The following is a 24,339-nucleotide window of genomic DNA, read 5'->3' as shown; positions in this document are numbered from 1 at the left end:
GCTCGCCTATGACTGAAAAAGTACTCTTCGAGTCGGAGAGCCGACGGAGCCGCGAGGAGATCGCCGCGTATCTCCGGACCGTCGTCGAGTCGCTGGAGTCAGGGAGCGGGATCACGTTCACCCGCGGCGACGAGTCGGTGACGATGGACCCCCCGGCCCGGCCGACGTTCGAGGTGAAAGTGGAGCGCGAGGGGCCCGCCGACGGTCCCGGAGAGCTGAGCGTCGAGTTCGAGTTGGAGTGGGACGAGGACGGCGAGAGCGGCGGCGCCGACGGGGAGCTGGAGATCGAGTAACGGCGGTCGTCGCCGGGCTACGTGACGCTGCTCGGAACCTCGACGAACGCGTCGCGCGCGGAGAGGTGGCCGAGCGTGTCTTCGACGCGGTCGCGGATCGACTCCATCCGCTCGATGAGCTCCTCGTACTCGTCGGTCCCCGTCGTGCCGGCCGCCTCCAGCGCGGCCTTCTTCGAGGCCAGCGCGAAGAACTCCTGGCTGTGCTCGTCGAACTCCGCGCGGTAGAGCAGCACCTCTACGAGCGTCAGCAGGTCCTCTTTCGTCACCGGTTTGGTCTTGTAGTCGTCGAACGGCATGTCGACGATGTCGACGTCGGGCTCGACCGCGGTCAGCATCGCGACGCGGGCGTCGTGACCGGCCTCGCGCATGGACGAGAGCACCTCGTGGCCGGTCATGTCGGGCATCCGCCGGTCGAGGAGGACGACGTCGACCGACTCGTCCATCTGCTCCAGCGCCGCCTCGCCGCCGGTCGCGACCCGGACGTCGTACGCCGAGTCGAGGTACACCCGGTACAGCTCGGCGAGGTCGGGCTCGTCGTCGACCGCGAGGACCGTCGCCGGTGTCTCGTCGCTCATGGTCGGTGGACCTCGCCCCGAGTATCGCCTGTCGGAGACGCCGGCGCGGCGCGGTCGACGACCGTTCTTGCGCTCATGATGCCGCCTACGAACGCGGCATGTTAAAACGTTGACCCACAATTATCGATCCTGATATCCGGCTCGACGGCGGCGCGGTCGCCGGTCCGGTGCGGGATGGAGGGTTGCGCCGCGCGGTCGGAACGGGGAACCACCGTGACCCAAAGGCACATTTATGCGCGCTCCGTATCGGGACACAACGAATGTCTCATAGCCCCTCACTGCCCGACCGCCCCCGTCTCGAGCTCGATCCGGAGATGAGCGAGACGGAGCGGCTCGAAGCGATCCGCCAGCACTACCGGCGGATCCTGCAGGTGAACGAAGAACTGGAGCAGCGGCTCGACGACGCGCAGGGCCGCCGCGGCGAACTGAAGACCGACGTCGACGAGCTGAAACGCGAGAACGAGGTGCTGAAAACCTCCTCGCTGTACATCGCGTCGGTCGAAGAGATCACGGACGACGGCGTCGTCATCAAACAGCACGGCAACAACCAAGAGGTGCTGACGCAGGCGGCGACCCGACTCGACGAGGACCTCCGCGCCGGCGACCGCGTCGCGATCAACGACTCCTTCGCGGTCCAGCAGGTGCTCGACGACGAAACCGACTCCCGCGCCCAGGCGATGGAGGTCACCGAGTCGCCGGACGTCGAGTACGCCGACATCGGCGGGATCGACGACCAGATCCGGGAGGTCCGCGAGGCCGTCGAAGACCCGCTGGAGAACCCCGAGCAGTTCGAGGCCGTCGGCGTCGAGCCCCCGAGCGGCGTCCTGCTCCACGGCCCGCCGGGCACGGGGAAGACGATGCTCGCGAAGGCCGTCGCGAACGAGTCCGACGCGACGTTCATCAAGATGGCCGGCTCCGAGCTGGTCCGGAAGTTCATCGGCGAGGGCGCGCGGCTCGTCCGCGACCTGTTCGAGCTGGCGTCCGAGCGCGAGCCCGCCGTCATCTTCATCGACGAGATCGACGCCGTCGCCGCCAAGCGGACGGACTCGAAGACCTCCGGCGACGCCGAGGTCCAGCGGACGATGATGCAGTTGCTCTCCGAGATGGACGGCTTCGACGACCGCGGCGAGGTGCGGATCATGGCCGCGACCAACCGCTTCGACATGCTCGACGAGGCGATCCTGCGTCCGGGCCGGTTCGACCGCCTCATCGAGGTGCCCGAGCCCGACGGCGAGGGCCGCGCGCGCATCCTCGAGATCCACACGCAGCACATGAACGTCGCCGAGGGGACGGACGTCTCCGAGGTCGCCGCGGATCTGGAGGGGTACAGCGGGGCCGACATCGCCTCGCTGGCGACCGAGGCCGGCATGTTCGCGATCCGCGACGGTCGCACCGAAGTCACCCAGGCAGACTTCGAGTCGGCCCGCGAGAAGCTCCAGGACGCGGAGCAGACCGAAGAGCAGGTCATCAACTACCAGTACTAGTTCTGCGGCGAGAACGGTGAGGCCAGCGGCCCGCGTTTTGACATCGGCTGTGGTCGGTTCGTAACTCCTTAGCGCGGTGACCGTCGATCCGATCGTAATGAACATCATCCACGTCGCCGGCGGCGTCGCCGTCGCCGACACGGCGATGGCCTCCTACGACGCGGCGCTCGCGGACGCGAACCTCCACAACTACAACCTCGTGGCGGTCTCCTCCGTGGTCCCCGCGGAGGCGACCGTCGAGGCGGTCGCGGAGGCGCCCGACCTCGGCTCCGCCGGCAACCGGCTCACCGTGGTCGAGGCGCGTCGCACCGTCGGCCCGGACGACGAGGTGGACTTCCGAGAGGGTGGCCGCGCCGGCGCGGAGGACGCCGAGTCGAAGCGCGCCCCTCGACGCCGCCCGGACGTGGTCGCCGGACTCGGCTGGGCGACCGGCCCCGGCCCGGGCCTCTTCTACGAGGTGACCGGCGAGGACGCCGAGGACGTGCGCGAGCGGATCGAGACCGGGTTAGACGCCGGCGCGGAGCTTCGCGACTGGGATCTGCCCGACCGCGAGGTCCGCGTCGAGACGGCGGCCTCGGCGCCGGAGCGGTACACGACCGCGGTCGTGATCGCCGCGTACGGCCGGTCGGAGCCGATCCTGTAGTCCACGTACGCCGGCCGCTCTCCAAAATTTAATCACGCGGTAGCGGCTACCATGTCATCTGATAACATGGTACTGAATAACGTCGACCGATACGGTCCCGACCGGCTGTCGGACCTCGGGGACCGGGCGGTCGTGGTCGGCGGGAGCATGGCCGGACTGTGTGCCGCCCGCGTGCTCGACGACGCCTTCACGGCGGTGCCAGTGCTCGAACGCGACGAGTTCCCCGACGGGCCGGAGACGCGCGACGGCGCACCGCAGACGAGCCATCCGCACGCCATGCTGGAGGCGGGCCGCGCGACCCTCGAAGACCTGTTTCCGGGGTTCGGCGAGCGCCTCTTGGTCGCCGGCGGACTGATGATCGACGCCGCGACCGAGATGCGCTACTACGAGGCCGGCGACTTCTTCGCCGACGGTCCCGACCGACTACCGATGTACTGCGCGAGTCGGGCGCTGTTCGAACACGTCGTTCGCGAGGCGGTCGCCGAGCGACCCGGGATCGCCCTCCGGGGGAACCGCAACTTCGTCGGCTACGACACCGACGGCGAGGGGCGAGTGACCGGCGTCAGCTACCGAGGTGAACGGGGAGCAGAGACGTCGCTGGACGCCGACCTCGTCGTCGACGCCACCGGTCGAACGAGCAGGACTCCGGCGTGGCTCTCGGCGCACGGGTACGAGGCCCCGCCGGAGGAGTCCGTCGAGATCGACGTGACCTATTCCACGGTCCGGGTCGACCGTCCCCGTGACGTCCGTCATTCGATCTTCGTCCCGCCGGACCCACCCCGGACCCGCGGCGGCGCGGCGATTCCGGTCGAGGACGGCGAATGGGAGGTGATCGTCCAGGGCGTCCACGGCGACGACACCCCCGGGGATCGGGAGGGACTGATCGCGTTCGCGGAGAGCCTTCCGGTCGACGAGCTCGGCGAGCTGGTCCGCGAGCGCGAGTGGACCGCCGACGAGATCCACCGCTATCCGTTCCCGTCGAGCGTTCGGCGCCGGTACGAGCGGCTGGACGCGTTCCCCGACGGACTGGTCGTCACGGGCGACGCCGTCGCCAGCTTCAATCCCATCTACGGACAGGGGATGTCCGTCGCGGCGCTAGACGCGCTGTTGCTCCACCACGCGCTCGGTACCGGACTCGACGACCTCGCCCCGCGGTTCTTCGACGAGGCGGCCGACGTCGTCGACGCCGTCTGGAACGTCGCGGTCGGCGGCGACTTCCGGTTTCCCGAGACGACGGGACCGAAGCCGGCGGGGACGGACCTGTTCAACAGGTACGTCGACCGGCTCGTCCGGAAGGCCCACGCGGACGGCCGTCTCACCGATGCGTTCTACCGCGTGTTCCGCTTAGAACGAGAGCCGACGTCGCTGCTGCGACCGAGCGTCGCGTGGCGCGTCCTCCGTCCCTGACGGGGTTCGGGCGCCGACGCCTTTTTTAACCGGCTCCGCGTACCCAGTGTGTCTTCGATGAACGGCAACAACCCGTACGCCGGGGCACCGGGCGTGACGAACGCGGGCGAGCCCGCGGCCGTCAACCTCTCCCCCGACCAGGAACGGCGCCTCCGGCGCGCGGTCGCCGGAATCGTCTCTCGAACCGAATCGTATCTCCCGAACAGCTACGCCGTCGGCTCGGAGCTGTCGGTCGGCGCCAACGGGCCGCAGGCGACCGTCGCGGTCAACCCGCCGGCCGGACATCCCGTCTCGGCCGGGTTCACGCCGGATCCGGACGAGCTGGAGGCCGGGATCGCCGACGCCGACATCGACGAGGTCGCCCGCGGGCTGGCCGCCAGCGCCGCGATGCAGGTGATGGACGCCGTCGGCGACGTCACGCCGACCGCGAAGTGAGTTCGGGCTACTCCGCCGTTCCTTCCGTCGACCCCTCGCGCCCCGACTCCTCCTCCACGAACTCCTCCGCCGACGTCCCCTGCGCCGTCGTCCCGTCGGCGGGCTCGTCCGGCGGCTGCATGACGCCCTGCACGCGGCCGTAGATCCCGAATATATCCTCGTACCCGCGTTCGCTCGCGAGGATCGGGACGACTCCCTCCTCGTCGACGCGGTGGGTGTACACGTCGTCCTCGGCGAACACCGCGCCGCGCGGAATCTCCTCGAAGTTCCCGAAGTGGACGTGCGGCTCGCCGCCGCCCTTCGGCACCTCCTCGTCGCCCGCGACGACCGTCGTCTCGGTGAACGTGGGCGGCTCGTCGTCGAGCACGCCGTGCGCCCGGAGGAAGGCGAGACAGGCCTCGTAGCCGAACTCGACCGCCTCCTCGCTCCCCTGTCTGCCGACCTCGATCGAGACGGTGTGGGGGACGACGGAGTCGAGCGTCGTCGACCGCAGCTCGCCGGAGTCGACGACGTACTCCACGGGCATCCCGGTCACGCTCCGGCGCACCGACTCGGTCGGGTCGCTGTAGATCGCGAACGGGGGCGGCGCGCTGTGCGAGGTGTGGAGCGCGAGCACCGCGTCCATCCCCTCCAGCTCGGCCGCGAGCCGCGGCGCGAGCGCCCGCTCGTACTCGTCGCTGTCGGGGTCGCCCGGGAAGACCCGGTTGAGGTCGGCCTCCGTGTACCGCGTTCCGGCCGCCAGCGCCCGCTCGTTTGCGATTATCAGTCGGACGCGTCCGCTCCCCGCGCCCGTCTCGTCGAGCTCGTCGGCGAGCCGTCTGACGATCCGCTCGCCGGCGGGCTCGTCGCCGTGGATCCCGCCGACGATCGCGACGCGAGCCGAGCCGGCCGACCCGCGCTCGATCGTTTCCATGGAACACGGTACGCGCCGGTCGAATAATAAAGGGTGGCCGTTCGCTCGCGCGGCGCGGCCGCGACCCGTCGACGACGGCTTAGCGACGGAACCGGCGGCGGAGCGCCGTCCGGTACCGCTCCGCCAAGCGACGGGCGACGAGCCGGTCCCGGGGGTCGACGCCGAGGGTGCGTAGCGTCGCCGCGTACGCCGCGAGACCGATCGCGGCGCCGACGACGACCGCGGCTCGACCGGGGACGGCCGCGCGGACCGCCCGCATCGCGAGGATGGCCACGCCCCCGGCCGCCAGCGGGGTGAGGAACGTCCGGTCGAACGGCCACAGCCCCTCGAACCGGCGGAGCAGTAGCACTTGGATCCCGTTCTGGGCGGCGATCGCGAGCGACGTGCCGAGCGCGGCGCCGACGAGCCCGAAGCGCACGACGAACGCGTAGGTCAACGCGACGTTGAGGACCGCGAGCAGCCAGTCGAGCGCCATCCGGGCGTACTGGTGGTCGGTCATCATGAGGAGCCAGCCGGTCGCGCCGACGGCGCTGCCGACGAACACCCCGCCGAGGTAGACGACGAGGGGGACGTATCCGGCGACGTACGGGTCGCCGAACAGCCCGAGCAGCTCCCGGCCGTACACCGCGAGGACGGCGAGTATCGGGACGACCGCCGTGACGATCTGCCGAGTCACCGAGGCGTACACCGCGTTCAGCGTCGCCGTCCGGCCGTTCCCGTACAGCTCCGAGGCGACGGGCGGGAGGAGCTGGTTGAAGGACATGAGCGGGATCCACGCGATCGCGATCAGCACGAGCACGACGTTGTACACCCCCGCGGCCGTTGCGGTCAGGAGCGCCCCCACGAGCAGCACGTCGACGCGGTTCTGGAACACCTTCCCGAGGCTGCTCATCGCGACCGGCGCCGCGTGGTCGTAGAAGCGCCGCGCCTCCAGCCGGGCGCCCCGCAGCGACGGGACGACCCCGGTCACCCGCGCGGCGAGCGGAACGGAGACCGCCGCGAGCAGCGCGGTCGCGGCGACGATGCCGACGGCGACGCCCCCGATCGAGTAGCCCAGCGCCAGCGCCGCGACCGCGGCGACGAGGCGGACTCCCGGGCGGAGCAGCTTGTTGAAGGCGATCTCGCCGCGCGCCGAGCCGACGGCGCGGAAGATCCCCGACGCGACCATGACGACGGCGAGGAACCCGACGAGGAAGCCGAACGCCCGCATCGCGCCCGGGAAGGCCGCTTCTCCGACAGTGAGGTCGTTGATCCGCGGCGCGGCCAGCCAGACGCCCGCGGCGATGGCGGCGCCGAAGCCGAGCGTCGTCGCGTACGCGAGCCCTGCGACGACGCCCCGGCGTCGCGGGTCGTCCGCGTACTCTGGGAGGTACCGCTGTAGCGCCGGCACGCTCCCGAAGGTGACGAGCCGAGACAGGAGCTGGGCGATCCGCCACGCCAGCGCGTAGACGCCGTACGCCGTCGGGCCGAGCCCCCGCGCGAGGACGAACTCGGTCGCCGCCGTCAGCGCTCGCTGCCCGGAGACGCCGCCGGACGTGACCACGGCGCCGTGAGCGATGGTCACGAGCGCCTCGCGCTCGTCGTCGGGGATCGAATCGGTATCGCCGTCGCTCGGGGCGTCGTCGCCCGGGGCGTCGCTACCGCCCGGGGCGTCGCTACCGCTCGCGGACTCGTCTGGGGGGCTGCCGTCGGTTTCGGCGCTGGCTCCGTCGACCACGGATCGGTTCCATCGGTCCTGTCTCGTCTCGGGAGAAAAGCGACTCGTTCCGTCGCCGACCCCCTTCGCTACCAGCGGTGGTGGACGTGCTCGCGGACGCGCTCGTCGTACGCCTCGCGGACCGTCTCATGGGTGGCCTCGCCGAGGGGCGGAGCGTCGCTGACGGCCGCGTTCGCGCGGACGTGCTCGGGCGTCGTCGACCCCGGGATCACGGTCGAGACGGCGTCGTGATCGAGGATCCACCGGAGCGAGAACTGCGCGAGCGAGAGGCCGTCGCCGGTCGCGTCGGTCGGGTCGGCGGCGACCGCGTCGGCGCGGGCCGCGAGCGCGTCGGCCGCGTCCAGTCCGGCCTCGTAGGGGACGCCGGCGAACGTCTCGCCGACGTCGAAGGCGTCGCCGTCGCGGTTGTAGTTGCGGTGGTCGTTCTCCGGGAACACGTCGTCCCGCGAGAGCGCGCCGGTCAGCAGGCCGGAGGCGAGCGGGACCCGACAGATCACGGCCACGTCGCGCTCGGCGGCCCGGTCGAGGAACAGGTCGGCCGGGCGCTGGCGGAAGGGGTTGAAGATGATCTGGACCGACTCGACGCCGGGGTACTCGACCGCCTTGAGCCCCTCCTCGACGCGCTCGACGCTGACGCCGTAGTTCGCGATCCGCCCCTCGTCCGCGAGGGTCGCGAGCGCGTCGAACGTCTCCGGTCGGTAGTAGACGTCGGTCGGCGGGCAGTGGAGCTGGACCAGGTCCAGCGTCTCGATCCCGAGGTTCTCGCGCGAGCGATTCACGAACCGGCGGAGGTTCGCCTCGGTGTACCCGTCGGCGACGTGGGGGTCGAGCCGTCGGCCGGCCTTCGTCGCGACCGTCACGTCGCCGCGCGCGATGTCGTCTTCGAGCACGTCCCCCAATATCTGCTCCGAGCGCCCGTCGCCGTACACGTCGGCGGTGTCGAAGAAGTCGATCCCGGCGTCGCGGGCGGTCTCGACGGCCGCCACGGCCTCGGACTCGCTCACGTCGCCCCAGTCGCTCCCGATCTGCCACGAGCCGTAGCCGACCTCGCTGACCGCGCCGACGTCGCCGAGTTCCCGGTGGTTCATGTTCGCTTCCACCTGATCGGGGCTCGGGCAAGGGCGTTCCGGAGGCGGAACCGCGGGCAACGACCGGACGACCGGCAACGGAGACGACGATCTGGCTCTGTAGAACTCAGCTGTAGTCGATAGAAGCTCCGTGTTGGATACAGAGGGTGTGTACACCGCCGGTTGGGATCAAGTCCGCGGAATAGAAGTGGCCGTTCACGTACCTTCGAGAGGGAACTGACTCTCCTCGATCTGTGCGAGAGCCGCGTCGAACGCGTCGTCAGCCGTCTCGAAAGTACCGTTGTGCTCCCACTCGCCGTCGGGAGATGCAGTGTATACGTCAAAATCGCCGCCTCGGTACTCGTGAGACTCGACGTACAGTTCTTTCTCGACGGTTCCGTCGTCGAGGAGCAACCAGACCCCCAATTCCTTCCCGCCTTCCAAGTCGCGCCGTCTGCGCCAGTGCATACGTAGTATTCGGACGCTGGGCATCTAAACGCTAGCCCTACCAGAACGAAACCGACTGTACAACTGACTCCGCCGACCGTGAATATGCGCGCTGTATTCAGCACGGCCACTGTGACCGATCACGGAGTGAGGATTTCAACGGAGCCGGTGAGTTATAAATGGCAGATCTGAGGCTCCCGAGACGGTGCTCACCGCCGCCTCGTCGTCGATACTCGCGGACTGCTCGCCGGCTCTGCCGAACTCCCGTTCGCCGGGCGGGCTCCCGTCTGAGACGGCCGGTCTCTGCGGCCCGCAAGCGGAGTCTCACACGACCGTTTGTGCCATCGACAATATTATTCGCAACTGGACGCCAGTCGGAGCCATGAAGCGGAGACGTGCCCTCTCCGTCGTCGGACTGTCGGCGCTTCCCCTTTCGGGGTGTTTGGATAGCGTCGGTCGGGACGGCACGCCCGGGGATCCGGGGTCGGGCGACGGGCGTTCGGTCACGGCGTCGCTCTCGCGCGTGGCCGGCGACGGAGCCATCGGTTTCAGTTGCGACGTTCGCCGCTCCGAGATCGGCGAGGGGTCCCCGGCGGTCGTCGAACTGACGGCGAGAAACGAAACGGAGCGCGAGATCGAGTACGTGACGGGCGCTCCGGAGCCGTTCGGAGTGCTCTACGACCCGGACGCGCCCGCCGCGATCCTGTGGACTGAAAAGTACGTCGAGAGTCAGCACGTGGAGACGGAGGGGCGTCGGGTAACCGGCGGGGACGACATCGGAATCAGCGTCGCGCTCGCCCCCGGAGGCTCCCGGTCCGAGACGTACGAGTTCGCCGCCCCTCCGGGGAGCTATTCGATACGGCAGACCGGGAACCCGATCACGCTCGGCGAGGAGACGTACGAACTGCGCATCGACGTCGCGGAGGCCTGACCGCGCCGTCGGCGCCTCGTGGAGACCCGAGCCGGTCGGAGCGGTTCGCCTCCGGCGGGTCCCACGAGAGCCGGCTCACCGGCACCTCGACGACGTCGGTCCGGGGTTACAACACGTCCGCCAGCGCGTCCATCGTCTCGTCCACGCGGTCGACTCGAGCGCTGTGACCCATGTGGCCGACGCGCAGGATGTCCCCGGCTAACTCCCCGAGTCCCGTCGCGACGAGCACGCCGTGCTCCTCGCGAAGGCGCTCCTGCAGTTCCGCTGCTCGTCCGGGGACCGCGAACGCGGTCACCGTGGGCGAACTGCGCTCGGGGCCCGGATACGGCTCTACCCCCGACTCGGCCCCGCGCTCACGACACCGCGCCGCCGCGGTGCGGTGTCGCTCCCGGACCGCGTCGAGGCCCTCCTCCAGCCACAGCCCGAGCGCCGCGTCGAGCGCGACGACCTCGGTCGTCAGGTGGGTGTACGGGAACCCCCCGGAGGTGTCGCGCCACGGCAGGAAGTTCGTGTACAGCGAGTGCGGGTCGCGCTCGTCCATCGCGGCCCACGCGCGCTCGCTGATCGCGGCCGTGGTGAGCCCCGGCGGCGCGCTGAAGCACTTCTGGGAGGCCCCCAGACAGACGTCGATCCGCTCGGTCGGCACCCGCACCCCGCCGAGCGAGGAGACCGCGTCGACGACGGCGAGGACCTCCCCGTCGGCCCCCTCCAACAGGTCGAACGCGGGACCGAGGTCGTTGAGCGCCCCCGTGGGCGTCTCGCAGTGGACCATCGTCGCGACGTCGAAGTCGGTGCCCTCGTCGGCGAGGGTCGACTCCAGTTCCGCGAGCGGGAGCGGGTCGTCGTAGTCGGCCGAGACCAGCGTCGCCTCGCCGCCGTACGACTCGACGAAGTCGGCGAAGCCGTCGCCGTAGAGCCCGTTCGACAGGCAGAGGACCTCGGTGCCGGGCTCGACGAGCGAGGCGATCGCGGCCTCCAGACCGAGGATCCCCTCCCCGCCGGGGACGACGACGTCGCGGGCCGGCCCGTCGCCCGTCCCCGCGGGTCGGTCGGCCTCCCTCGGCTCGAGCCCGTACGCCGCCGCCAACCGGTCGGTGAGCCGGTCGTAGATCCGCTGAAACTCCGGGTCCACGTCGGGGTTGATCAGCTCGCGGCTCATCGCGTCGCGGACGGGGGCGGGGACCGCGGTCGGTCCCGGCGTCATGAGCATACCGAGACACTCGGTTCCAGCGAGATAAGCGCCCCGTACCGGCCGCGGTCGGCGCGGTCCGTCGACACGCGTAAACATATATGACCGGCGGGAGGAGTTGGGCGTATGACACGCCGCCCGCGCTCCCGTTCGGGCGCGCTTCGATCGGCGGACGGACGCCCCGCGGCCGTCGGGCCGGTGAGGTGAATGACCCGACGGATCGCCCCGGCCCTCGCGCTCGTCGCCGTCCTCGCGCTCCTCGTCGGGTCGTTCGCCGGACTCGCCGTCGCCCAGGAGGAGCCGCCGTTCGTCCGCGGCGAACCCGAGTTGGACGTGTACGTCCCGGACTCGACGGTGACACCGGGAACGGCGACGGAGCTCGCGGTGCAGGTCGCGAACGACGGCGAGGTCGACGCCGGGTCGGACGCCCGACGGGCCGCGGTCACGACCGCGCGCGGCGTCGTGGTCGAGGTCCGGAACGACGGCTCGCCGCTCGTCGTCGAGACGGGACGATTCGCCGTCGGGTCGATCGCCGAGGGCGCGGTCCGGGAGGTGCCCGTCTCCGTGAGGGTCCCGGCCGACGCGGAGCCGGGACGGTACTCGCTCGACGTGCGGCTCCGGTACTCGCACACGTTCCTCTCGGCCCCGCGGAGCGGGATCGTGCAGGACCGGACGCGGACGCGGACCGAGTCCGTATCGGTGACCGTCGACGACGCGCCCCGCTTCGCGATGCGGACGGTCGGCACGGACGTCCAAGTCGGCGGCGCCGGGACGATCGCGGTGAACGTGACCAACGTCGGGGGCGAGCCCGCCCGCGACCTCTCGGTCGAACTCGCCGCGAACGGTCCGGACGTCGCGCTCGGCGAGACGGACCGGAACACCGCGCGGATCGACCGGCTCGCCCCCGGAGCGAACGCCACGGTCAGGTTCCCGGCGAGCGTCCGCGCGGACGCCGCCGCCGAGTCGTTCGACCTCACCGGCACCGTTCGATACACCGACGTCGACGGCATCCGCGACGCGCACGAGGGGATCCCGGTCGGGCTCCGACCGCGGCCTGAGCAGTCCTTCTCTGTCGCGGTCGACGACTCCACGCTCCGCGTCGGCGAGAACGGAAGCGTCAGCGGGACGATCCGCAACGACGGGCCGAGCGACGTTCGGAGCGTCGTCCTCGCGGTCGGCGACGGGGCGTTCGTCCCCCGCAGTCCGCGGTACGCCGTCGGCGACCTCGCGGCCGGCGAGAGCGCCGCCTTCCGGTTCCGCGGCGAGATCCCGGCGGACGCCGACTCGGTGCCGCTGCAGTTGGTCCTCTCGACGAGCTACCGGAGCGCCGCCGACGCGGAACGGACGACGCGGGAGGCGGTACGCGTTCCCGTCGCCGAGCGCCGGGACGCGGTGACGGTGTCCGCGGTCGACCCGCGATTCGCGGCCGGCGAAGACGGCGTGTTGCGCCTCGACGTGACGAACCGTCGGGACGTCGAACTGCGCGACGTCGAACTGCGCCTCGCCGTCGACCAGCCGTTAGAGAGCGAGTTCCGAACGACCGTGATCCCGTCGCTGGCGCCCGGAGAGACGGGCCGGGTCGCGTTCGACCTCTCGATCGACGGCGACGCGCCGCCGAGTCGGTATCCGGCGAGCGTCGAGATCGGCTACACCGACCCCGGCGGGGTTCGCGTCACCGGCGACACCGCGTGGGTCGCCGCCTCGGTCGTCGAGTCGTCCGGCGGGGGGGTCCCCGTCGAGGCCGCCGTGTTGACCGTCCTCCTGCTCCTCGTCGCCACCGGCGCGTGGTGGTTCTATGTCCGGTGAGACCGACCGCCCGCTCGTCGTCGAGGGACTCACGAAGGACTTCGGGAGCGTGGTCGCGAACGACGACGTGTCGTTCACTGTGAACCGGGGAGAGGTGTTCGGGTTCCTCGGGCCCACCGGGGCGGGGAAGTCGACGACGATACGACTGCTGCTGGGGCTGTTAAAACCCACCTCGGGGACGGCGAGGGTGCTCGGCGCCGACATCCGCGACGAGGCAGCGCTGACCGAGGCCAAGCGCCGGATCGGGTACCTCCCCGCTCACCTCGGCTTCGACGGGGAGGTGACCGGCGAGGCGGTGCTCGACTACCACGGCGAGATGAAGGGCGACGGCCGCCGCGAGGAGTTGCTGGAGCTGTTCACCCCGCCGGTCGACCGACCGGTACGCGAGTACTCGACCGGGAACAAGCGGATGCTCGGACTGGTGCAGGCGTTCATGCACGACCCGGACCTCGTGATCATGGACGAGCCCACCGGCGGGCTCGACCCGCTCAAACAGGAGGCGTTCAACGAGTTCGTCCGGGACGAGCGCGACCGCGGCACGACCGTGTTCTTCTCCTCGCACGTGTTGAGCGAGGTGCGACGGGTCTGCGACCGCGTCGGCATCCTCCGCGCCGGGAGGCTCGTCGAGCTCGAGAACGTCGAAGCGCTGCTCCACCGGAGCGGCAAACACGTGCGGGTGCACGCGAGCGACGCGGCGGTCGCGGCGATAGCCGGCCTCGACGGCGTCGTCGACCCCAAGCGGTTCGCCGAAGGCGTCCAGTTCGTCTACGCCGGCGACGTCAGCGCGCTCCTCGGCGAACTCGCGACCCACGACGTCAGCGACGTGGAGATCGGCGAGCCCCCGATCGAGGACGTGTTCGCCCACTACTACGGGAGCGAGGAGTCGGCGGACGGAGGGGACGACGCCGGAGAGGCGTCGGACGGGGGAGGCGAAGGCGACGGGGTGGAGACGCCGAACGGAGGCGACGGGGCGGAGACGCCGAACGGAGGCGACGGGGTGGAGACGCCGAACGGAGGCGACGGGGTGGAGACGCCGGACGAAAGCGACGGGGCGGGAGCGACGAATGTTTGAGACGGCTCGGTACGAGGGGCGACGGCGGCTCCGCGGCGCCGCGATCCTCACGGCCGGCGTCGGGGCGTACGCCGGGTTCATCGTCTGGTACTTCACCGTTCTGGAGGGCGTCAACTACGAGGACGTCTTCAGGGACCTGCCCCCGGCGATGCTGGAGGCGTTCGGCATCGAGAGCCTGTCGACCATCGAGGGGTTCCTCGGCGCGCCGGTGTTCAACTTCGTCTGGCTGCTCGGCCTGGGGCTGTACTTCGCGTACGCCGCCGGCGGCACCGTCGCGGGCGACATCGAGACGGAGCGGATGGAGCTCCTCCTGTCGTTTCCCGTCACGCGGTCGCGGCTGCTCGTCGAGAAGTTCGCGGGACTGCTCGTCCCGATGATAGCCGTCAACGCCGGCGGCGGCGCGATCATCTACCTATTCGTCGTCGCCGTCGGCGAGACGGTCCCGCTCGACCGCCTGCTGTTAGCCCACCTGCTGTCGATCCCGTTTCTCCTCGTCTGTGCGGGGGTCGGCCTCGTCTTCTCGGTCGCCGTCGACCGCGCGGCGGTCGCCGAGCGGGCCGCCGTCGGCACCGTCTTCGTCCTGTACCTCGTCGAGTCCGTCGTCGGCGGCGCCGACGCGTACGACTGGATACAGTACCTGAGCCCGACGCACTACTACGAACCGACGCCGATCCTGATCGACGGGTCGTTCGAGCCCATCGACTCGGCCATCCTCCTCGTCGCGTTCGTCGGACTGCTCATCCTCTCGCAGGTGCTGTTCGAGCGGAGAGACATCTGAAACGCTCGAGATACGGCAGTTAAGCGCTTTCTTCCGGATCGATCGACTCGACCCGGTGGCCACTTCCGGTCCGCCGACACGTTAATACCGTTCTGTCGCTTTCGTTCCGCCACGATGATGCTGCCGACACACGTGCTGGCCGGGATGCTGCTCGCCGCGCCCCTCGTGCGCGTGGCGCCGGAACTGGCGCCCGTGGGGCTGGTCGCGGGGTTCCTGGGCGGCCTGTTCCCCGACCTCGACATGTACGTCGGCCACCGGAAGACCCTCCACTACCCGGTCTACTACTCGGCGGCCGCCGTCGTCGCCCTCGTCGTCGCCTTAGCGGACGGCTCGGCGGCCGCGGTCGGGGCGGCCCTGTTCTTCCTCGGGGCGGCGCTCCACAGCGTCTCGGACATGTACGGCGGCGGCCTGGAGCTGCGGCCGTGGGAGGGGAACTCCGACCGCGCGGTGTACGACCACTACCGGAAGCGCTGGGTCGCGCCGCGCTCCGGCGTCAGGTACGACGGCGCCGCTGAGGACCTCGCGCTCTCCGTCGGGCTGTCGCTCCCGCTCCTCTACCTGCTCGACGGCCCGCTCCGGCTGATCGTGGCCGGGACCCTGCTCGTCGCCGCCGTCTACACCGTCCTCCGCCGGCATCTCGCGGAGCTCGCCGCGCTCGTGATCCCGCTGGTGCCGGCGGCGCTGACCCCGTACCTGCCGGACCGGTACGCGGAGACGGAGTCGGGCGAGTAGCCCGCCCCGCCTCGACACCGTCCGTCTCGTCGCGGCTGCCGAGCCGTTCAATGCGCACTGCTAACTGAGCGCGCAGCCGTCACGAGAGACTCGACCCGCTCCGCTCGTGCGGGGACCGCCGTTCCAACGGGCGTCCCCGTCCGCGGACGGTTCGCTGCCGAAACACCGGGATCACTGGCCGATTCCACCGCCGAGGGCGCCGGCTCGTCGAGTGCGTAACTTACCAATAAGTTACAGAAGGTGTCCCGTTCGTCATGCGGATATAGTATTGTACGTTAATCCCAAAACCATTATCAACTCACGCGGTCTACGGACGGATGTATGACAGAGTCCTATCCGAGGCCATCGCCGGGCGCGAACGCCGGAGGCGGAGGGGAGTGCCGATGACGGGCACGGAGCTGCTCCCCGGCGCGCCCCCGACCGTGGCGGCGCTCGTCGTGATCGGGCTCGTCCTCGTCGAGGCGGCGCTTTTGTACGCCGCCTACGGGATCCTCGAGGACAAACTGGCGCCGACCGTATTTAACCGGATACAGCGGATTTAGATGCTCGGACTGCTGGGCCTGAGCGCGGAGCTCTTCGCGCTGTTCGTCGTCTTCGGGTTCATGGTCGGGGTGTTCTTCGGGTTCTTCGGGATGGGCGGATCGTTCCTCGTGACGCCCGCGCTGCTCATCTTGGGATACTCCGCTCCGGTCGCCATCGGGAGCTCGATGGCGTTCGTGTTCGGGACGGCGGTGATCGCGACGTTGAAACACCACGACGCCGGGCAGGTGGACTACCGGCTCGGCGCGCTGATGTTCGTCGGGATCACGATCGGCATCGAGCTCGGCAGCCGGCTGGTGTTCGGGCTGGAGGTGCTCGGCATCGCGAGCGTCGTCGTCGGCGTCGCGTACGTCATCTTGCTCGCGGCCATCGGGATCCTCTTCACGCGGAACGCGCTGAACGACGAGGCGGACGCGGGGGGAGACGGGCCGGAGGCGGAGAGCGAGGGCGGGGCCGACGTCACGCCGGAGGACGACGTCCCCGAGATCGCCCGGAAGATCAAGTCGTACAACGTTCCGCCGATGATGACGCTCGCGGACGGGAGCGAGGCGTCGCTGTGGACCATCACCGGAGTCGGCGGCGGCGTCGGCCTGATCTCCGGGTTCCTCGGCGTCGGCGGCGGCTTCGTCCGGATGCCGGCCATCTACTACCTGATCGGCACCTCGCTGGCGGCGGCGGTCGGGACCAGCCTGTTCGGCGGACTGATGTCGGGGGGCGTCGGCGCGTTCACCTACGGCGGCGGGGGCATCGACTCGGCATCGTCACCGCGCTGCTGCTCGGGAGGCGCTCAGGCGCCGGGACTGGCTCCGGGGCGACCGCGGTAGTGACGAGGACGTACGTGACGGTCTACCTTTCGGGCTCCATGCTCCTGGTCGCGAGTCTCGCCGTCGCGCTCGGCGAAGTCTCGGCGTGGCTGGCGATGCCGGTCCTCGACCGAGTCAGCTTCGTCCTGCTGATCGGCTCGGCGCTGTTGGTCTGCGCCGTCATCCTCTACCACGGCGCGCTCGCGGTCCGCGGGGGTCACGACGCCGCACCGTCAGCGTAACGGGACCGACCCGCGAGCGCCCCGGCCCGGCGCCTCACGGCGTTCGCCGGGCCGACCGCCAGCTCTCGAAGAACGCGCCGGCGGGGTGGTAGTCGGGCTCGACGCCCGGCGGCTCCGGCGCGACGAGGTCCCCGTCGGCGTCCGACGGGAGCCGCTTCTCGTACCAGACGCCGGCCGGCCCGCGGTACAGGTCCGTCCGAACCGCGAGTCGGCGGTGCCAGCGGCGAAACCCGTCGGCCGCGTCAGCGTCGCCGCGCGCCGCCGCCCGCTCCGCGAGCGCCGCGGCCGCCCCGATCGCCTCCGCGAGCGCCCAGCCGTACCGGTCCTCGACGAGCGGAGCCCCGTCGGCGGCGTGGGTGTAGACGAACCCGTTCTCCGTCCAGCCGTGATCGACGGCGGCGTCGAACAGCTCGGCGGCGCGCTCGTCCCAGCCGTCGCCGGAAGGGCCGTCGGTGCCGCCGTCGGCGTCGCCGGAAGGGCCGTCGGCATCGACGGCGCCTCCCGCGCCCCCCGGCCCGTCGGCGTCGTACCGGTCGAGGAGCGCGAGGAGCTTCGCCCACTCCGCGTGGTGACCCGGCTGGTACCCCGGTGGGCGGAACTGATGGCGGGGCTCGTCCGCGTTGTAGCCGAAGTCGTGCTCCCACTCGGGGGTGTAGTGCTCCCAGAGGAGCCCGCCCGTCTCGGCGGCCAGATCGACCGTCATCGCCTCGGCGATTCGGCGCGCCCGGTCGAGGTACCGGTCCTCGCCCGTCGCCTCGTAGGCGGCGAGGTACGCCTCGCAGGCGTGCATGTTCGCGTTCTGGCCGCGATACGGCTCTACCTCGGTCCACTCGGCGTCGCAGTCGCTCCGGAGCAGCCCGGCGTCGTCGCGGAACCGCTCCTCGATCAGCGCGTGCGTCGCCGCGACCCCTTCGCGGGCGCCGTCGATCCCGGCCTCCGCGGCGCGGGCGTACGCCAACAGGACGAACGCGTGGCCGTACGCCGATCGGGTGCGGTCGACGGGGTCGCCGTCGGCCGTGACGACGAGCCGGTAGCCGCCGTCGTCGCTCCGGTGGGCCTCGCGCAGGAACGTCAGGCCGTGTTCGGCCGCCGGGACGCACCAGTCCGGGCCGTCCGCGAGGGCGCCGAGCGCGAAGTTGGCGGCCGACCGGCAGGTCGCGACCAAGTGTCGCCGGTCGCCGGTGTAGGGATCCCCCGTTTCCGGGTGGAGAAGCCGGTAGCCGCGGTCGGCGAGCGCGTCCGGGTACTGGACGCGCAGCGTCGCGAGCAGCCGCGCACGGTGCGACCGCGCCCGGCGCTCGGCGTCGGTTGACGTCGCGTCGGTCGGGCTCGCGTCGGTCATCGAGTGCAACGAGGACGCGTCAGCGCAAAATGGCTGTCGGCGGTCGCGTCTCCCGACCGGTCCGCTCGGTGACACTCTTCCACACGATATTGTACGAAACACCCAAAACTATTATCACCGCTGGAGGCGTACCTGTGGGTATGAGTTCAACCGAATCCGTTCCCGCGGAGCCGATCCAGCTGTCCGACCCCGACGAGTTCGACGACCTCGTCGCCGAGCACGGCGTGGTCCTCGTCGACTTCTACGCCGACTGGTGCGGCCCGTGCCGGATGATGGAGCCCGCCGTGGAGGCGGTCGCCGCGGACACCGACGCCGCCGTCCTGAAGGTCGACGTCGACGTCCACCAGTCGCTCGCGGGCGAGTACGGCGTGCAGGGTATCCCGACGCTGCTCGTCTTCGCCGACGGCGAGCTCGCCGACCGCATGGTCGGCGCCCAGACCGAGGACGTGCTGACCGACGCGGTCGCGGAGCACGCAGCCTGAATGGCCGACCTCGACGGCGAGGTGCTGACCCGAGACGACGCGATGACGCACCGAGAGCTGCGCGCCGACGTGCCGGCGCTGGGTGAGGCGGCGTACTTCAACTTCGGCGCGCACGGCCCGAGCCCGGAGTACGTCGTCGAGGCCGCCGCCGGGTTCATCGCCGACCACGAGTACGGCTCGGCGACGACCGATCCGTACGGCCACGCCTTCGAGACGTACGAGTCGGTTCGCGAGCGGATCGCCGCGTTCGTGGGCGCCGAGCCCGAGGAGATCGCCCTCACCGAGAGCACGACCGACGGGATCAACCGGATCGCCGGCGCGATCGACTGGGAGCCCGGCGACGTCGTCGTCCGGACCGACCTCGAACACCCGGCCGGGGTCCTCCCGTGGAAGCGGCTCGAACGCGAGGGCGTCGAGGTCCGCGTCCTCGAGACCGAAGACGGCCGAGTCGACCGCGAGGAGTACGCCGAGGCGGTCGCCGACGCGCGCCTCGTCTGCTTCAGCGCGATCACGTGGACCCACGGGACGCGGCTCCCCGTGACCGAGCTCGTCGAAGTCGCGAACGAGGCCGGCGCGTTCACCCTCGTCGACGCCGTCCAGTCGCCCGGACAGGGCCCGTTGGACGTCTCGGCGTGGGGGGCCGACGCGGTCGCGGCCGCGGGCCACAAGTGGGTCCTCGGGCCGTGGGGCGCCGGCTTCCTCTACGTCGACCGCGAGACCGCCGTCGGGCTCGCGCCGCGGACCGTGGGGTACCGCAGCGTCGACGACCCGAACGCCGACGAGATCGAGTACAAGAAGGGCGCGAAGCGGTTCGAGGTCGGCTCGACGACCGCGGCCGCCCACGTCGGCCTCAGCGAGGCGCTCGACGCGATCGACGCGGTCGGGCTCGACGCGATCGAGTCGCGGATCGAGACGCTCACCGACCGGTTCAAGGAGGGCGTCCCCGAGGACCGACTCCTGAGCCCCCGAGAGTTCGAGAGCGGGCTCGTCACGGTCGACGTCGACGACCCGGACGCGACGGTCGAGCGGCTCGCGGAGCGGGACATCGTCGTGCGCTCGTTGCCGCACCCGGACGCGGTCCGCGCCTCGATCCACGCCGTCTCGACCGAGTCCGAGGTCGACCGGCAGGTCGACGCGCTCGCCGCGGAGTGGTGACGGCGGCGGGCCGTCGCGCGGTCCGCAGACGATCGCGGTCCGGCGGACCGGACTCGTTTTCACACTCGACGCTCAAGGCCTCGCATGGGTTTTCACACGTTCGACGTCGACCGAGCGTCGGAGCTGGAGCGTCCGGAAGTCCGGTACCGCTGGGTGTCCGCCGAGGAGCTCGTCGGTCCGCTCGCGGCCGCCGACGTCGAGGTCGTCGCCGACCTCGGCAGCGGCACCGGGTTCTACACCGACGACGTCGCGCCGCACGCCGAGACGGTTTACGGCGTCGACGTGCAGCCCGAGATGCACGACCGGTACCGCGAGAAGGGCGTGCCGGAGAACGTCGAACTCGTCGTGAGCGACGTGGCGGACCTCCCGTTCGCGGACGGCGAGCTCGACGCCGCCTTCTCGACGATGACGTACCACGAGTTCGCGAGCGACGCGGCGCTCGCGGAGCTCGCGCGGACGATCCGGTCCGGCGGGTCCCTCGTCACCTTCGACTGGAGCGCCGACGGCGACGGCGACGGCGGCCCCCCGACCGACGAGCGCTTCGCCGCCGTCGACGCGGTGGCGGCGCTGGAGGCGGCCGGGTTCGAAGTCGTCTCCGAATCGACGCGCACGGAGACGTTCGGCGTCGTGGCCCGGGCGCCGTAGGCGTCGGCCGTCGCGGCCGCGAAATCGCCGTCTCGCGGTCGCTCGCGAACGTCCGTGAAGAAATACCGTTAGGTGCGTCCGGCCCTTAGACGAGGTATGTCCGTTCGCTCCCGCTCGGTCGCGATCGTCGCACTCGCACTGGTCGCGACCCTCGCCGCGCGGCCGGCGGCCGCCCACGTCGACTACGTCACCGAGGGGTCGGGCGATCCCATCGACGCGGTGGCGTTCACCGCCGAGGTGCTCTCGGACCCGTTCAACGCGGCGCTGTTCGCTGGGTCCGGCCTCCTCGTGACCGCCGGGATCGCGGCGTACCTGTGGGTGCGTCCGACGATCGTCGACGTCGTGGTCCTCCGCGAGAAGCTCGCCAGCTACGGCGACCTCGTCGCGTGGATGCTGCGACTCGCCGTCGGCCTCCCGCTCGTCGGCGCCGGCTTCCAAGGGTACCTGTTCGCGCCGACGCTCTCGTTCGACACCGGGGCGAGCCCGCTCCTCCGGGTGCTGTTCATCGGGCTCGGCTTCTGTCTCCTCTTCGGGCTCGCGACCCGGATCGTCTCGACGGTTGGGCTGTTGACCTACGCGTGGGTGTTCCTCGCCGTCGACCCGATCGTCGTCCTCGCGGTGGAGTACGTCCCGGTGTTCGTCGCGCTTGCGATCCTCGGCGGCGGCCGGCCGAGCGCCGACGACATGCTGTTGGAGGTCGCGAGCACGCCGGGGTCGTACTACGGTCGGATCGATCCCGTCCATCACCTGAAGGGGTTCCTGGACGAGTCGACCGCCCCGCTACGGCGGTACGTTCCGACCGTGCTCCGGGTCGGAATGGGGATCTCGTTCGTCTACCTCGGGCTGATTCAGAAGCTCGCCGACCCCGGGAGCGCGCTGCTCGTCGTCGAGAAGTACGGCCTCACGTCGGTCGTCCCCGTCGACGCCGGACTGTGGGTCGTCGGCGCCGGGGTGACGGAGATCGCTGTCGGCGTCGCGCTGATCGCGGGCTTCTTCACCCGCGGCGCGGCCGCGCTCTCGTTCGTGCTGTTCACGACGACGCTGTTCGGGCTCCCCGACGACCCCGTCCTCGCCCACGTCGCGCTGTTCGGCATGGCCTCGGCCGTCTTCACGCTCGGCTCCGGGCCGCTCGCGTTCGACCACTGGTTCGGCCGTCCGGCGCTCGACGACGACGAGGCGGTCATCCCGGCCGACTGAGGGGAGAGGGCGGTCGGCGAGCAGAGGACCGGTTTTAAGACTCGGTCGCCCGCGTAGGGAGGTATGAACGTCGACCTCGGCAACGCACTGGAGACGACGCCCGGACTCACCGACGAGACGCTGGAGCGCCTCGACGAGCGCGTGGCGGACGCGCACGACCGGATCGACGCCGGGATGGACGGAGACGAGTTCGGCTACGCCGCGTTGACCCTGCCGGAGACGACCGACGCGGAGGCGATCCGGGCGGCGACCGACCGGTTCGACCGCCCGGAAGCCGTGCTGACGGTCGGGATCGGCGGGAGCGCGCTCGGCGCGGCGACGATCGCGAACGCCCTCGAGAGCGACGTGGACGCCTACTTCCTCGACAACGTCGACCCCGACGCGGTCGACGCGCTGCTCGCCGACCTCCCGCTCGCCGACACCGTCGTCAACGTCGTCTCGAAGTCCGGGACGACCGCGGAGACGCTCGCGAACTTCCTCGTCGTCCGCGAGGCGATGACGGAGGCGGGCGTCGACTGGACCGAGCGCACCCTCGTGACGACGGGCGAAGAGGGGAACCTCCGGGCGCTCGCCGACGACCACGACCTCCCCGCGCTCGACGTGCCCGACGGGGTGCCGGGGCGCTTCTCCGCGCTCTCGACGGTCGGGCTCGCGGTGCCGGCGCTGCAGGGCCACGACGTCGAGGCCGTGCTCGCGGGCGGGCGCGACGGCATGGCGGCCCTGTCGGGCTCGCTGTTCGAGACGCCCGCGTACGCCTACGGCGCGGCGACGTACGCCCTCGCGGAGCGCGGCGCGCTCACGAACGCCGTGATGCCGTACGCGGAGTCGCTGGAGACGTTCGCGGAGTGGTTCGCGCAGCTGTGGGCCGAGAGCCTCGGCAAGGACGGGCTCGGCCAGACCCCCGCGCGGGCGCTCGGCGCGACCGACCAGCACTCTCAGCTCCAGTTATACCGCGCCGGCCCGCCGGACAAGCTCGTGTCGCTGATCCGCCCGACTGAACGCGCGGAGACGCCGATCCCCGAGACGGACCTCGACGGGCTCGCGTACCTCGGCGGCTCGTCGCTCGGGGAGCTGTTGGACGCCGAGTTCGAGGCGACCGAGGCGAGCCTCGCGGCCGCCGACGTGCCGAACGTCCGCGTCGAGATCGACGGCGTCGACGAGCGGAGCCTCGGCGAGCTCCTCTACGGGATGGAGGCCGCCTGCGTGCTGTACGGCGAGCTGGCGAGCGTCTCGACGTTCACCCAGCCCGCGGTCGAGTGGGGGAAGAAGGCGGCTCGCGGGCTGCTCGGCGGCGGGGACTTCCCCGAGGCCGACGCCGTGGCCGACAAGCGGGAACTGCGCGTCGAGCGGTGAGGCGGCGGGGACTCGCGCGCCGGCGCGTCGCGGGCCGCCACGTCGCTCACCGACGCCGACGCGACGCAGTTCGCCTTCCGGTGCCGATAAACCCCCCCGACCCGTACGACCGCCGATGAGCGAGACGCCGCCCGAACCGATGAACAGCGTCCTCCGTCTCGCGAGCGCGGCGTTCGCGGTCCTCCTCGCGCTCCTCGTCGCCGGCGCGGTGACGACGCCCGTCTCCGAGTTCGCCGTCTCGCTCGGGCTGGTGGGTGAGGGGACGACCGGCCTCCAGGTGTTCCGGACCCTGCTGCAGTTCGTCGGGTTCCTCGTCGCGGTCGTCGGCTACCTCGCGATCACCGACCAGTGGGGGCTCGTCGGCGTCTCCCGGCCGACGCTCCGGGACGCCGGGCTCGTCCTCGGCGGCGGGCTCGCCCTGTTCGCGTTCCAGTACGGCGCGCTGTTCGTGCTCGGGGAGATCGGGCTCACGACCGGACAGAACCAGGCGGTCGTGCCAGACGGCGACCCGGTGACGTACTACCTCGTCATGGTCGCCGTCTCGCTGTTCGTCGTCGGACCGGTCGAGGAGGCCCTGTTCCGGGGCGTCGTCCAGGGCGGGCTCCGGCGCGCGTTCGACGCGGCCCCGGCGATCCTGCTCGCCAGCCTCGCGTTCGGGCTGGTTCACCTGCCCTCGGTCTCGGGGAGCCCCGGCCAGCGGTGGGCGTACGTCGCCGTCGTCGTCGTGCTCGGCGCGGTGCTCGGGGTCCTCTACGAGCGCACGGAGAACGTGGTGGTGCCCGGCCTCGCGCACGGCGTCTACAACGCCGTCATCTACGTCGTGCTCCTCGCGCAGTCGCTGTGATATGTCCCCGTCGCTGATGGGAACGCTCCCAAATCCCCAGCCGCTCGGTCGTATGTGGTTGACAGCAGATCATCGACGAACATCTCCAAAGCCCCAGCCTCGAGGGCGGCGTACGCTCGCTGCGCTCCTCAGTCGGTCGCTGTCGCTCCCTCCTTGCGGTGCTTTCGTCGCCTACGCCGCCCTCGCGGCTGCCCCTTTGAGCCCCCACCCGGCCGCACGGCACCGCAGCCTCACGCCTCCCCAGCCT

Annotated in this window: 24 protein-coding genes and 1 pseudogene; 18 read left to right on the top strand and 7 right to left on the bottom strand. The window is 71.0% G+C overall.

Annotated features, from left to right (window positions below; genetic code table 11):
- The first annotated feature begins 8 nt into the window (after positions 1-8).
- Positions 9-293, top strand: coding sequence for an amphi-Trp domain-containing protein (locus DJ82_RS03395; RefSeq protein WP_094522688.1), 285 nt, complete (start codon positions 9-11; stop codon positions 291-293).
- A gap of 17 nt (positions 294-310) precedes the next feature.
- Here the strand turns inward: DJ82_RS03395 and DJ82_RS03390 are convergent, their stop codons facing one another.
- The gene (locus DJ82_RS03390) at positions 311-868 is read right to left on the bottom strand and encodes a response regulator (RefSeq protein ID WP_094522690.1); all 558 of its coding nucleotides are present in this window, start codon (positions 866-868) and stop codon (positions 311-313) included.
- Positions 869-1,128: 260 nt separating this feature from the next.
- On the opposite strand from DJ82_RS03390, the gene DJ82_RS03385 reads away from it, so the two are divergent.
- The 4 genes from DJ82_RS03385 to DJ82_RS03370 all read left to right on the top strand — a co-directional run bounded on the left by DJ82_RS03385 (position 1,129) and on the right by DJ82_RS03370 (position 4,837).
- Positions 1,129-2,352, top strand: coding sequence for a proteasome-activating nucleotidase (locus DJ82_RS03385; protein WP_094581063.1), 1,224 nt, complete (start codon positions 1,129-1,131; stop codon positions 2,350-2,352).
- 97 nt (positions 2,353-2,449) lie between these two features.
- Positions 2,450-2,995, top strand: coding sequence for a pyruvoyl-dependent arginine decarboxylase (locus tag DJ82_RS03380; protein WP_094581091.1), 546 nt, complete (start codon positions 2,450-2,452; stop codon positions 2,993-2,995).
- 66 nt (positions 2,996-3,061) lie between these two features.
- Complete coding sequence (locus tag DJ82_RS03375; protein ID WP_094581062.1) at positions 3,062-4,402, top strand: NAD(P)/FAD-dependent oxidoreductase; 1,341 nt, start codon at positions 3,062-3,064, stop codon at positions 4,400-4,402.
- Between the two features lie 57 nt (positions 4,403-4,459).
- Positions 4,460-4,837 (top strand): DUF5811 family protein, encoded by a 378-nt coding sequence (locus DJ82_RS03370; protein ID WP_094581061.1) that lies wholly within the window; start codon positions 4,460-4,462, stop codon positions 4,835-4,837.
- A 7-nt stretch (positions 4,838-4,844) separates the two neighbouring features.
- Here DJ82_RS03370 and DJ82_RS03365 read toward each other — a convergent pair whose 3' ends face one another.
- The 4 genes from DJ82_RS03365 to DJ82_RS03350 form a co-directional block, all read right to left on the bottom strand.
- Complete coding sequence (locus DJ82_RS03365; RefSeq protein ID WP_094522698.1) at positions 4,845-5,750, bottom strand: M14 family metallopeptidase; 906 nt, start codon at positions 5,748-5,750, stop codon at positions 4,845-4,847.
- Between the two features lie 79 nt (positions 5,751-5,829).
- Positions 5,830-7,467, bottom strand: coding sequence for a lipopolysaccharide biosynthesis protein (locus tag DJ82_RS03360; RefSeq protein ID WP_094581060.1), 1,638 nt, complete (start codon positions 7,465-7,467; stop codon positions 5,830-5,832).
- Between the two features lie 68 nt (positions 7,468-7,535).
- Positions 7,536-8,555 carry an aldo/keto reductase gene (locus DJ82_RS03355; protein ID WP_094581059.1) on the bottom strand — a complete coding sequence of 340 codons (1,020 nt, stop codon included), beginning with the start codon at positions 8,553-8,555 and terminating at the stop codon, positions 7,536-7,538.
- A 195-nt stretch (positions 8,556-8,750) separates the two neighbouring features.
- Positions 8,751-9,002, bottom strand: coding sequence for a hypothetical protein (locus DJ82_RS03350; protein WP_094558264.1), 252 nt, complete (start codon positions 9,000-9,002; stop codon positions 8,751-8,753).
- A gap of 361 nt (positions 9,003-9,363) precedes the next feature.
- Here DJ82_RS03350 and DJ82_RS03345 point away from each other — a divergent pair, with 361 nt between their 5' ends.
- A complete protein-coding gene (locus DJ82_RS03345; protein ID WP_094522706.1) occupies positions 9,364-9,912 on the top strand; it encodes a hypothetical protein in 549 nt (182 codons plus the stop codon).
- A gap of 106 nt (positions 9,913-10,018) precedes the next feature.
- On the opposite strand, the gene DJ82_RS03340 is transcribed toward DJ82_RS03345, so the two are convergent.
- Positions 10,019-11,122: an alanine--glyoxylate aminotransferase family protein gene (locus DJ82_RS03340; protein ID WP_094581058.1), complete on the bottom strand. Its 1,104-nt coding sequence runs from the start codon at positions 11,120-11,122 to the stop codon at positions 10,019-10,021.
- Positions 11,123-11,308: 186 nt separating this feature from the next.
- Here DJ82_RS03340 and DJ82_RS03335 point away from each other — a divergent pair, with 186 nt between their 5' ends.
- The 6 genes and pseudogenes from DJ82_RS03335 (at position 11,309) to DJ82_RS03310 (ending at position 17,074) form a co-directional block, all read left to right on the top strand.
- The gene (locus DJ82_RS03335) at positions 11,309-12,907 is read left to right on the top strand and encodes a COG1361 S-layer family protein (protein WP_094581057.1); all 1,599 of its coding nucleotides are present in this window, start codon (positions 11,309-11,311) and stop codon (positions 12,905-12,907) included.
- The gene (locus DJ82_RS03330) at positions 12,897-13,979 is read left to right on the top strand and encodes an ABC transporter ATP-binding protein (RefSeq protein ID WP_094581056.1); all 1,083 of its coding nucleotides are present in this window, start codon (positions 12,897-12,899) and stop codon (positions 13,977-13,979) included. Before DJ82_RS03335 ends, DJ82_RS03330 begins: the two co-directional genes overlap by 11 nt.
- On the top strand, positions 13,972-14,757 hold the full coding sequence (locus tag DJ82_RS03325) for an ABC transporter permease subunit (RefSeq protein ID WP_094581055.1): 786 nt from the start codon (positions 13,972-13,974) through the stop codon (positions 14,755-14,757). The genes DJ82_RS03330 and DJ82_RS03325 overlap by 8 nt, the downstream gene beginning before the upstream one ends.
- Positions 14,758-14,871: 114 nt before the next feature.
- Complete coding sequence (locus tag DJ82_RS03320; RefSeq protein ID WP_094581054.1) at positions 14,872-15,489, top strand: hypothetical protein; 618 nt, start codon at positions 14,872-14,874, stop codon at positions 15,487-15,489.
- 383 nt (positions 15,490-15,872) lie between these two features.
- The gene (locus DJ82_RS14900) at positions 15,873-16,031 is read left to right on the top strand and encodes a hypothetical protein (protein WP_176451144.1); all 159 of its coding nucleotides are present in this window, start codon (positions 15,873-15,875) and stop codon (positions 16,029-16,031) included.
- A pseudogene (locus DJ82_RS03310) lies at positions 16,032-17,074 on the top strand (TSUP family transporter).
- A gap of 34 nt (positions 17,075-17,108) precedes the next feature.
- On the opposite strand, the gene DJ82_RS03305 reads toward DJ82_RS03310, so the two are convergent.
- Positions 17,109-18,416 carry an AGE family epimerase/isomerase gene (locus tag DJ82_RS03305; protein ID WP_094581053.1) on the bottom strand — a complete coding sequence of 436 codons (1,308 nt, stop codon included), beginning with the start codon at positions 18,414-18,416 and terminating at the stop codon, positions 17,109-17,111.
- A gap of 140 nt (positions 18,417-18,556) precedes the next feature.
- Between DJ82_RS03305 and trxA the strand changes: the two genes are divergently transcribed.
- The 6 genes from trxA to DJ82_RS03275 all read left to right on the top strand — a co-directional run bounded on the left by trxA (position 18,557) and on the right by DJ82_RS03275 (position 24,092).
- Positions 18,557-18,898 carry a thioredoxin gene (gene trxA, locus DJ82_RS03300; protein ID WP_094525228.1) on the top strand — a complete coding sequence of 114 codons (342 nt, stop codon included), beginning with the start codon at positions 18,557-18,559 and terminating at the stop codon, positions 18,896-18,898.
- Positions 18,899-20,053, top strand: coding sequence for an aminotransferase class V-fold PLP-dependent enzyme (locus DJ82_RS03295; protein WP_241881396.1), 1,155 nt, complete (start codon positions 18,899-18,901; stop codon positions 20,051-20,053).
- A gap of 84 nt (positions 20,054-20,137) precedes the next feature.
- On the top strand, positions 20,138-20,698 hold the full coding sequence (locus DJ82_RS03290; RefSeq protein WP_094558424.1) for a class I SAM-dependent methyltransferase: 561 nt from the start codon (positions 20,138-20,140) through the stop codon (positions 20,696-20,698).
- A 96-nt stretch (positions 20,699-20,794) separates the two neighbouring features.
- The gene (locus DJ82_RS03285; RefSeq protein ID WP_094525230.1) at positions 20,795-21,895 is read left to right on the top strand and encodes a DoxX family protein; all 1,101 of its coding nucleotides are present in this window, start codon (positions 20,795-20,797) and stop codon (positions 21,893-21,895) included.
- Positions 21,896-21,958: 63 nt separating this feature from the next.
- Positions 21,959-23,248 carry a glucose-6-phosphate isomerase gene (locus DJ82_RS03280; protein WP_094581052.1) on the top strand — a complete coding sequence of 430 codons (1,290 nt, stop codon included), beginning with the start codon at positions 21,959-21,961 and terminating at the stop codon, positions 23,246-23,248.
- A gap of 115 nt (positions 23,249-23,363) precedes the next feature.
- Positions 23,364-24,092, top strand: a complete 729-nt coding sequence (locus tag DJ82_RS03275) for a CPBP family intramembrane glutamic endopeptidase (RefSeq protein ID WP_094525232.1) — start codon at positions 23,364-23,366, stop codon at positions 24,090-24,092.
- Positions 24,093-24,339: the final 247 nt, after the last annotated feature.

This window comes from Halorubrum sp. Ib24 (assembly GCF_002252745.1).
Lineage (GTDB): Archaea > Halobacteriota > Halobacteria > Halobacteriales > Haloferacaceae > Halorubrum.
This window is presented reverse-complemented; position numbering and strand designations above follow the sequence as displayed.

Excerpts from the sequence above, each read along its gene's own strand:
- DJ82_RS03395 (WP_094522688.1), top strand. The coding sequence starts at position 9 with ATGACTGAAAAAGTACTCTTCGAGTCGGAGAGCCGACGGAGCCGCGAG.
- DJ82_RS03390 (WP_094522690.1), bottom strand. The coding sequence starts at position 868 with ATGAGCGACGAGACACCGGCGACGGTCCTCGCGGTCGACGACGAGCCC.
- DJ82_RS03385 (WP_094581063.1), top strand. The coding sequence starts at position 1,129 with ATGTCTCATAGCCCCTCACTGCCCGACCGCCCCCGTCTCGAGCTCGAT.
- DJ82_RS03380 (WP_094581091.1), top strand. The coding sequence starts at position 2,450 with ATGAACATCATCCACGTCGCCGGCGGCGTCGCCGTCGCCGACACGGCG.
- DJ82_RS03375 (WP_094581062.1), top strand. The coding sequence starts at position 3,062 with ATGGTACTGAATAACGTCGACCGATACGGTCCCGACCGGCTGTCGGAC.
- DJ82_RS03370 (WP_094581061.1), top strand. The coding sequence starts at position 4,460 with ATGAACGGCAACAACCCGTACGCCGGGGCACCGGGCGTGACGAACGCG.
- DJ82_RS03365 (WP_094522698.1), bottom strand. The coding sequence starts at position 5,750 with ATGGAAACGATCGAGCGCGGGTCGGCCGGCTCGGCTCGCGTCGCGATC.
- DJ82_RS03355 (WP_094581059.1), bottom strand. The coding sequence starts at position 8,555 with ATGAACCACCGGGAACTCGGCGACGTCGGCGCGGTCAGCGAGGTCGGC.
- DJ82_RS03350 (WP_094558264.1), bottom strand. The coding sequence starts at position 9,002 with ATGCACTGGCGCAGACGGCGCGACTTGGAAGGCGGGAAGGAATTGGGG.
- DJ82_RS03345 (WP_094522706.1), top strand. The coding sequence starts at position 9,364 with ATGAAGCGGAGACGTGCCCTCTCCGTCGTCGGACTGTCGGCGCTTCCC.
- DJ82_RS03340 (WP_094581058.1), bottom strand. The coding sequence starts at position 11,122 with ATGCTCATGACGCCGGGACCGACCGCGGTCCCCGCCCCCGTCCGCGAC.
- DJ82_RS03335 (WP_094581057.1), top strand. The coding sequence starts at position 11,309 with ATGACCCGACGGATCGCCCCGGCCCTCGCGCTCGTCGCCGTCCTCGCG.
- DJ82_RS03330 (WP_094581056.1), top strand. The coding sequence starts at position 12,897 with ATGTCCGGTGAGACCGACCGCCCGCTCGTCGTCGAGGGACTCACGAAG.
- DJ82_RS03325 (WP_094581055.1), top strand. The coding sequence starts at position 13,972 with ATGTTTGAGACGGCTCGGTACGAGGGGCGACGGCGGCTCCGCGGCGCC.
- DJ82_RS03320 (WP_094581054.1), top strand. The coding sequence starts at position 14,872 with ATGATGCTGCCGACACACGTGCTGGCCGGGATGCTGCTCGCCGCGCCC.
- DJ82_RS14900 (WP_176451144.1), top strand. The coding sequence starts at position 15,873 with ATGACGGGCACGGAGCTGCTCCCCGGCGCGCCCCCGACCGTGGCGGCG.
- DJ82_RS03305 (WP_094581053.1), bottom strand. The coding sequence starts at position 18,416 with ATGACCGACGCGAGCCCGACCGACGCGACGTCAACCGACGCCGAGCGC.
- trxA (WP_094525228.1), top strand. The coding sequence starts at position 18,557 with ATGAGTTCAACCGAATCCGTTCCCGCGGAGCCGATCCAGCTGTCCGAC.
- DJ82_RS03295 (WP_241881396.1), top strand. The coding sequence starts at position 18,899 with ATGGCCGACCTCGACGGCGAGGTGCTGACCCGAGACGACGCGATGACG.
- DJ82_RS03290 (WP_094558424.1), top strand. The coding sequence starts at position 20,138 with ATGGGTTTTCACACGTTCGACGTCGACCGAGCGTCGGAGCTGGAGCGT.
- DJ82_RS03285 (WP_094525230.1), top strand. The coding sequence starts at position 20,795 with ATGTCCGTTCGCTCCCGCTCGGTCGCGATCGTCGCACTCGCACTGGTC.
- DJ82_RS03280 (WP_094581052.1), top strand. The coding sequence starts at position 21,959 with ATGAACGTCGACCTCGGCAACGCACTGGAGACGACGCCCGGACTCACC.
- DJ82_RS03275 (WP_094525232.1), top strand. The coding sequence starts at position 23,364 with ATGAGCGAGACGCCGCCCGAACCGATGAACAGCGTCCTCCGTCTCGCG.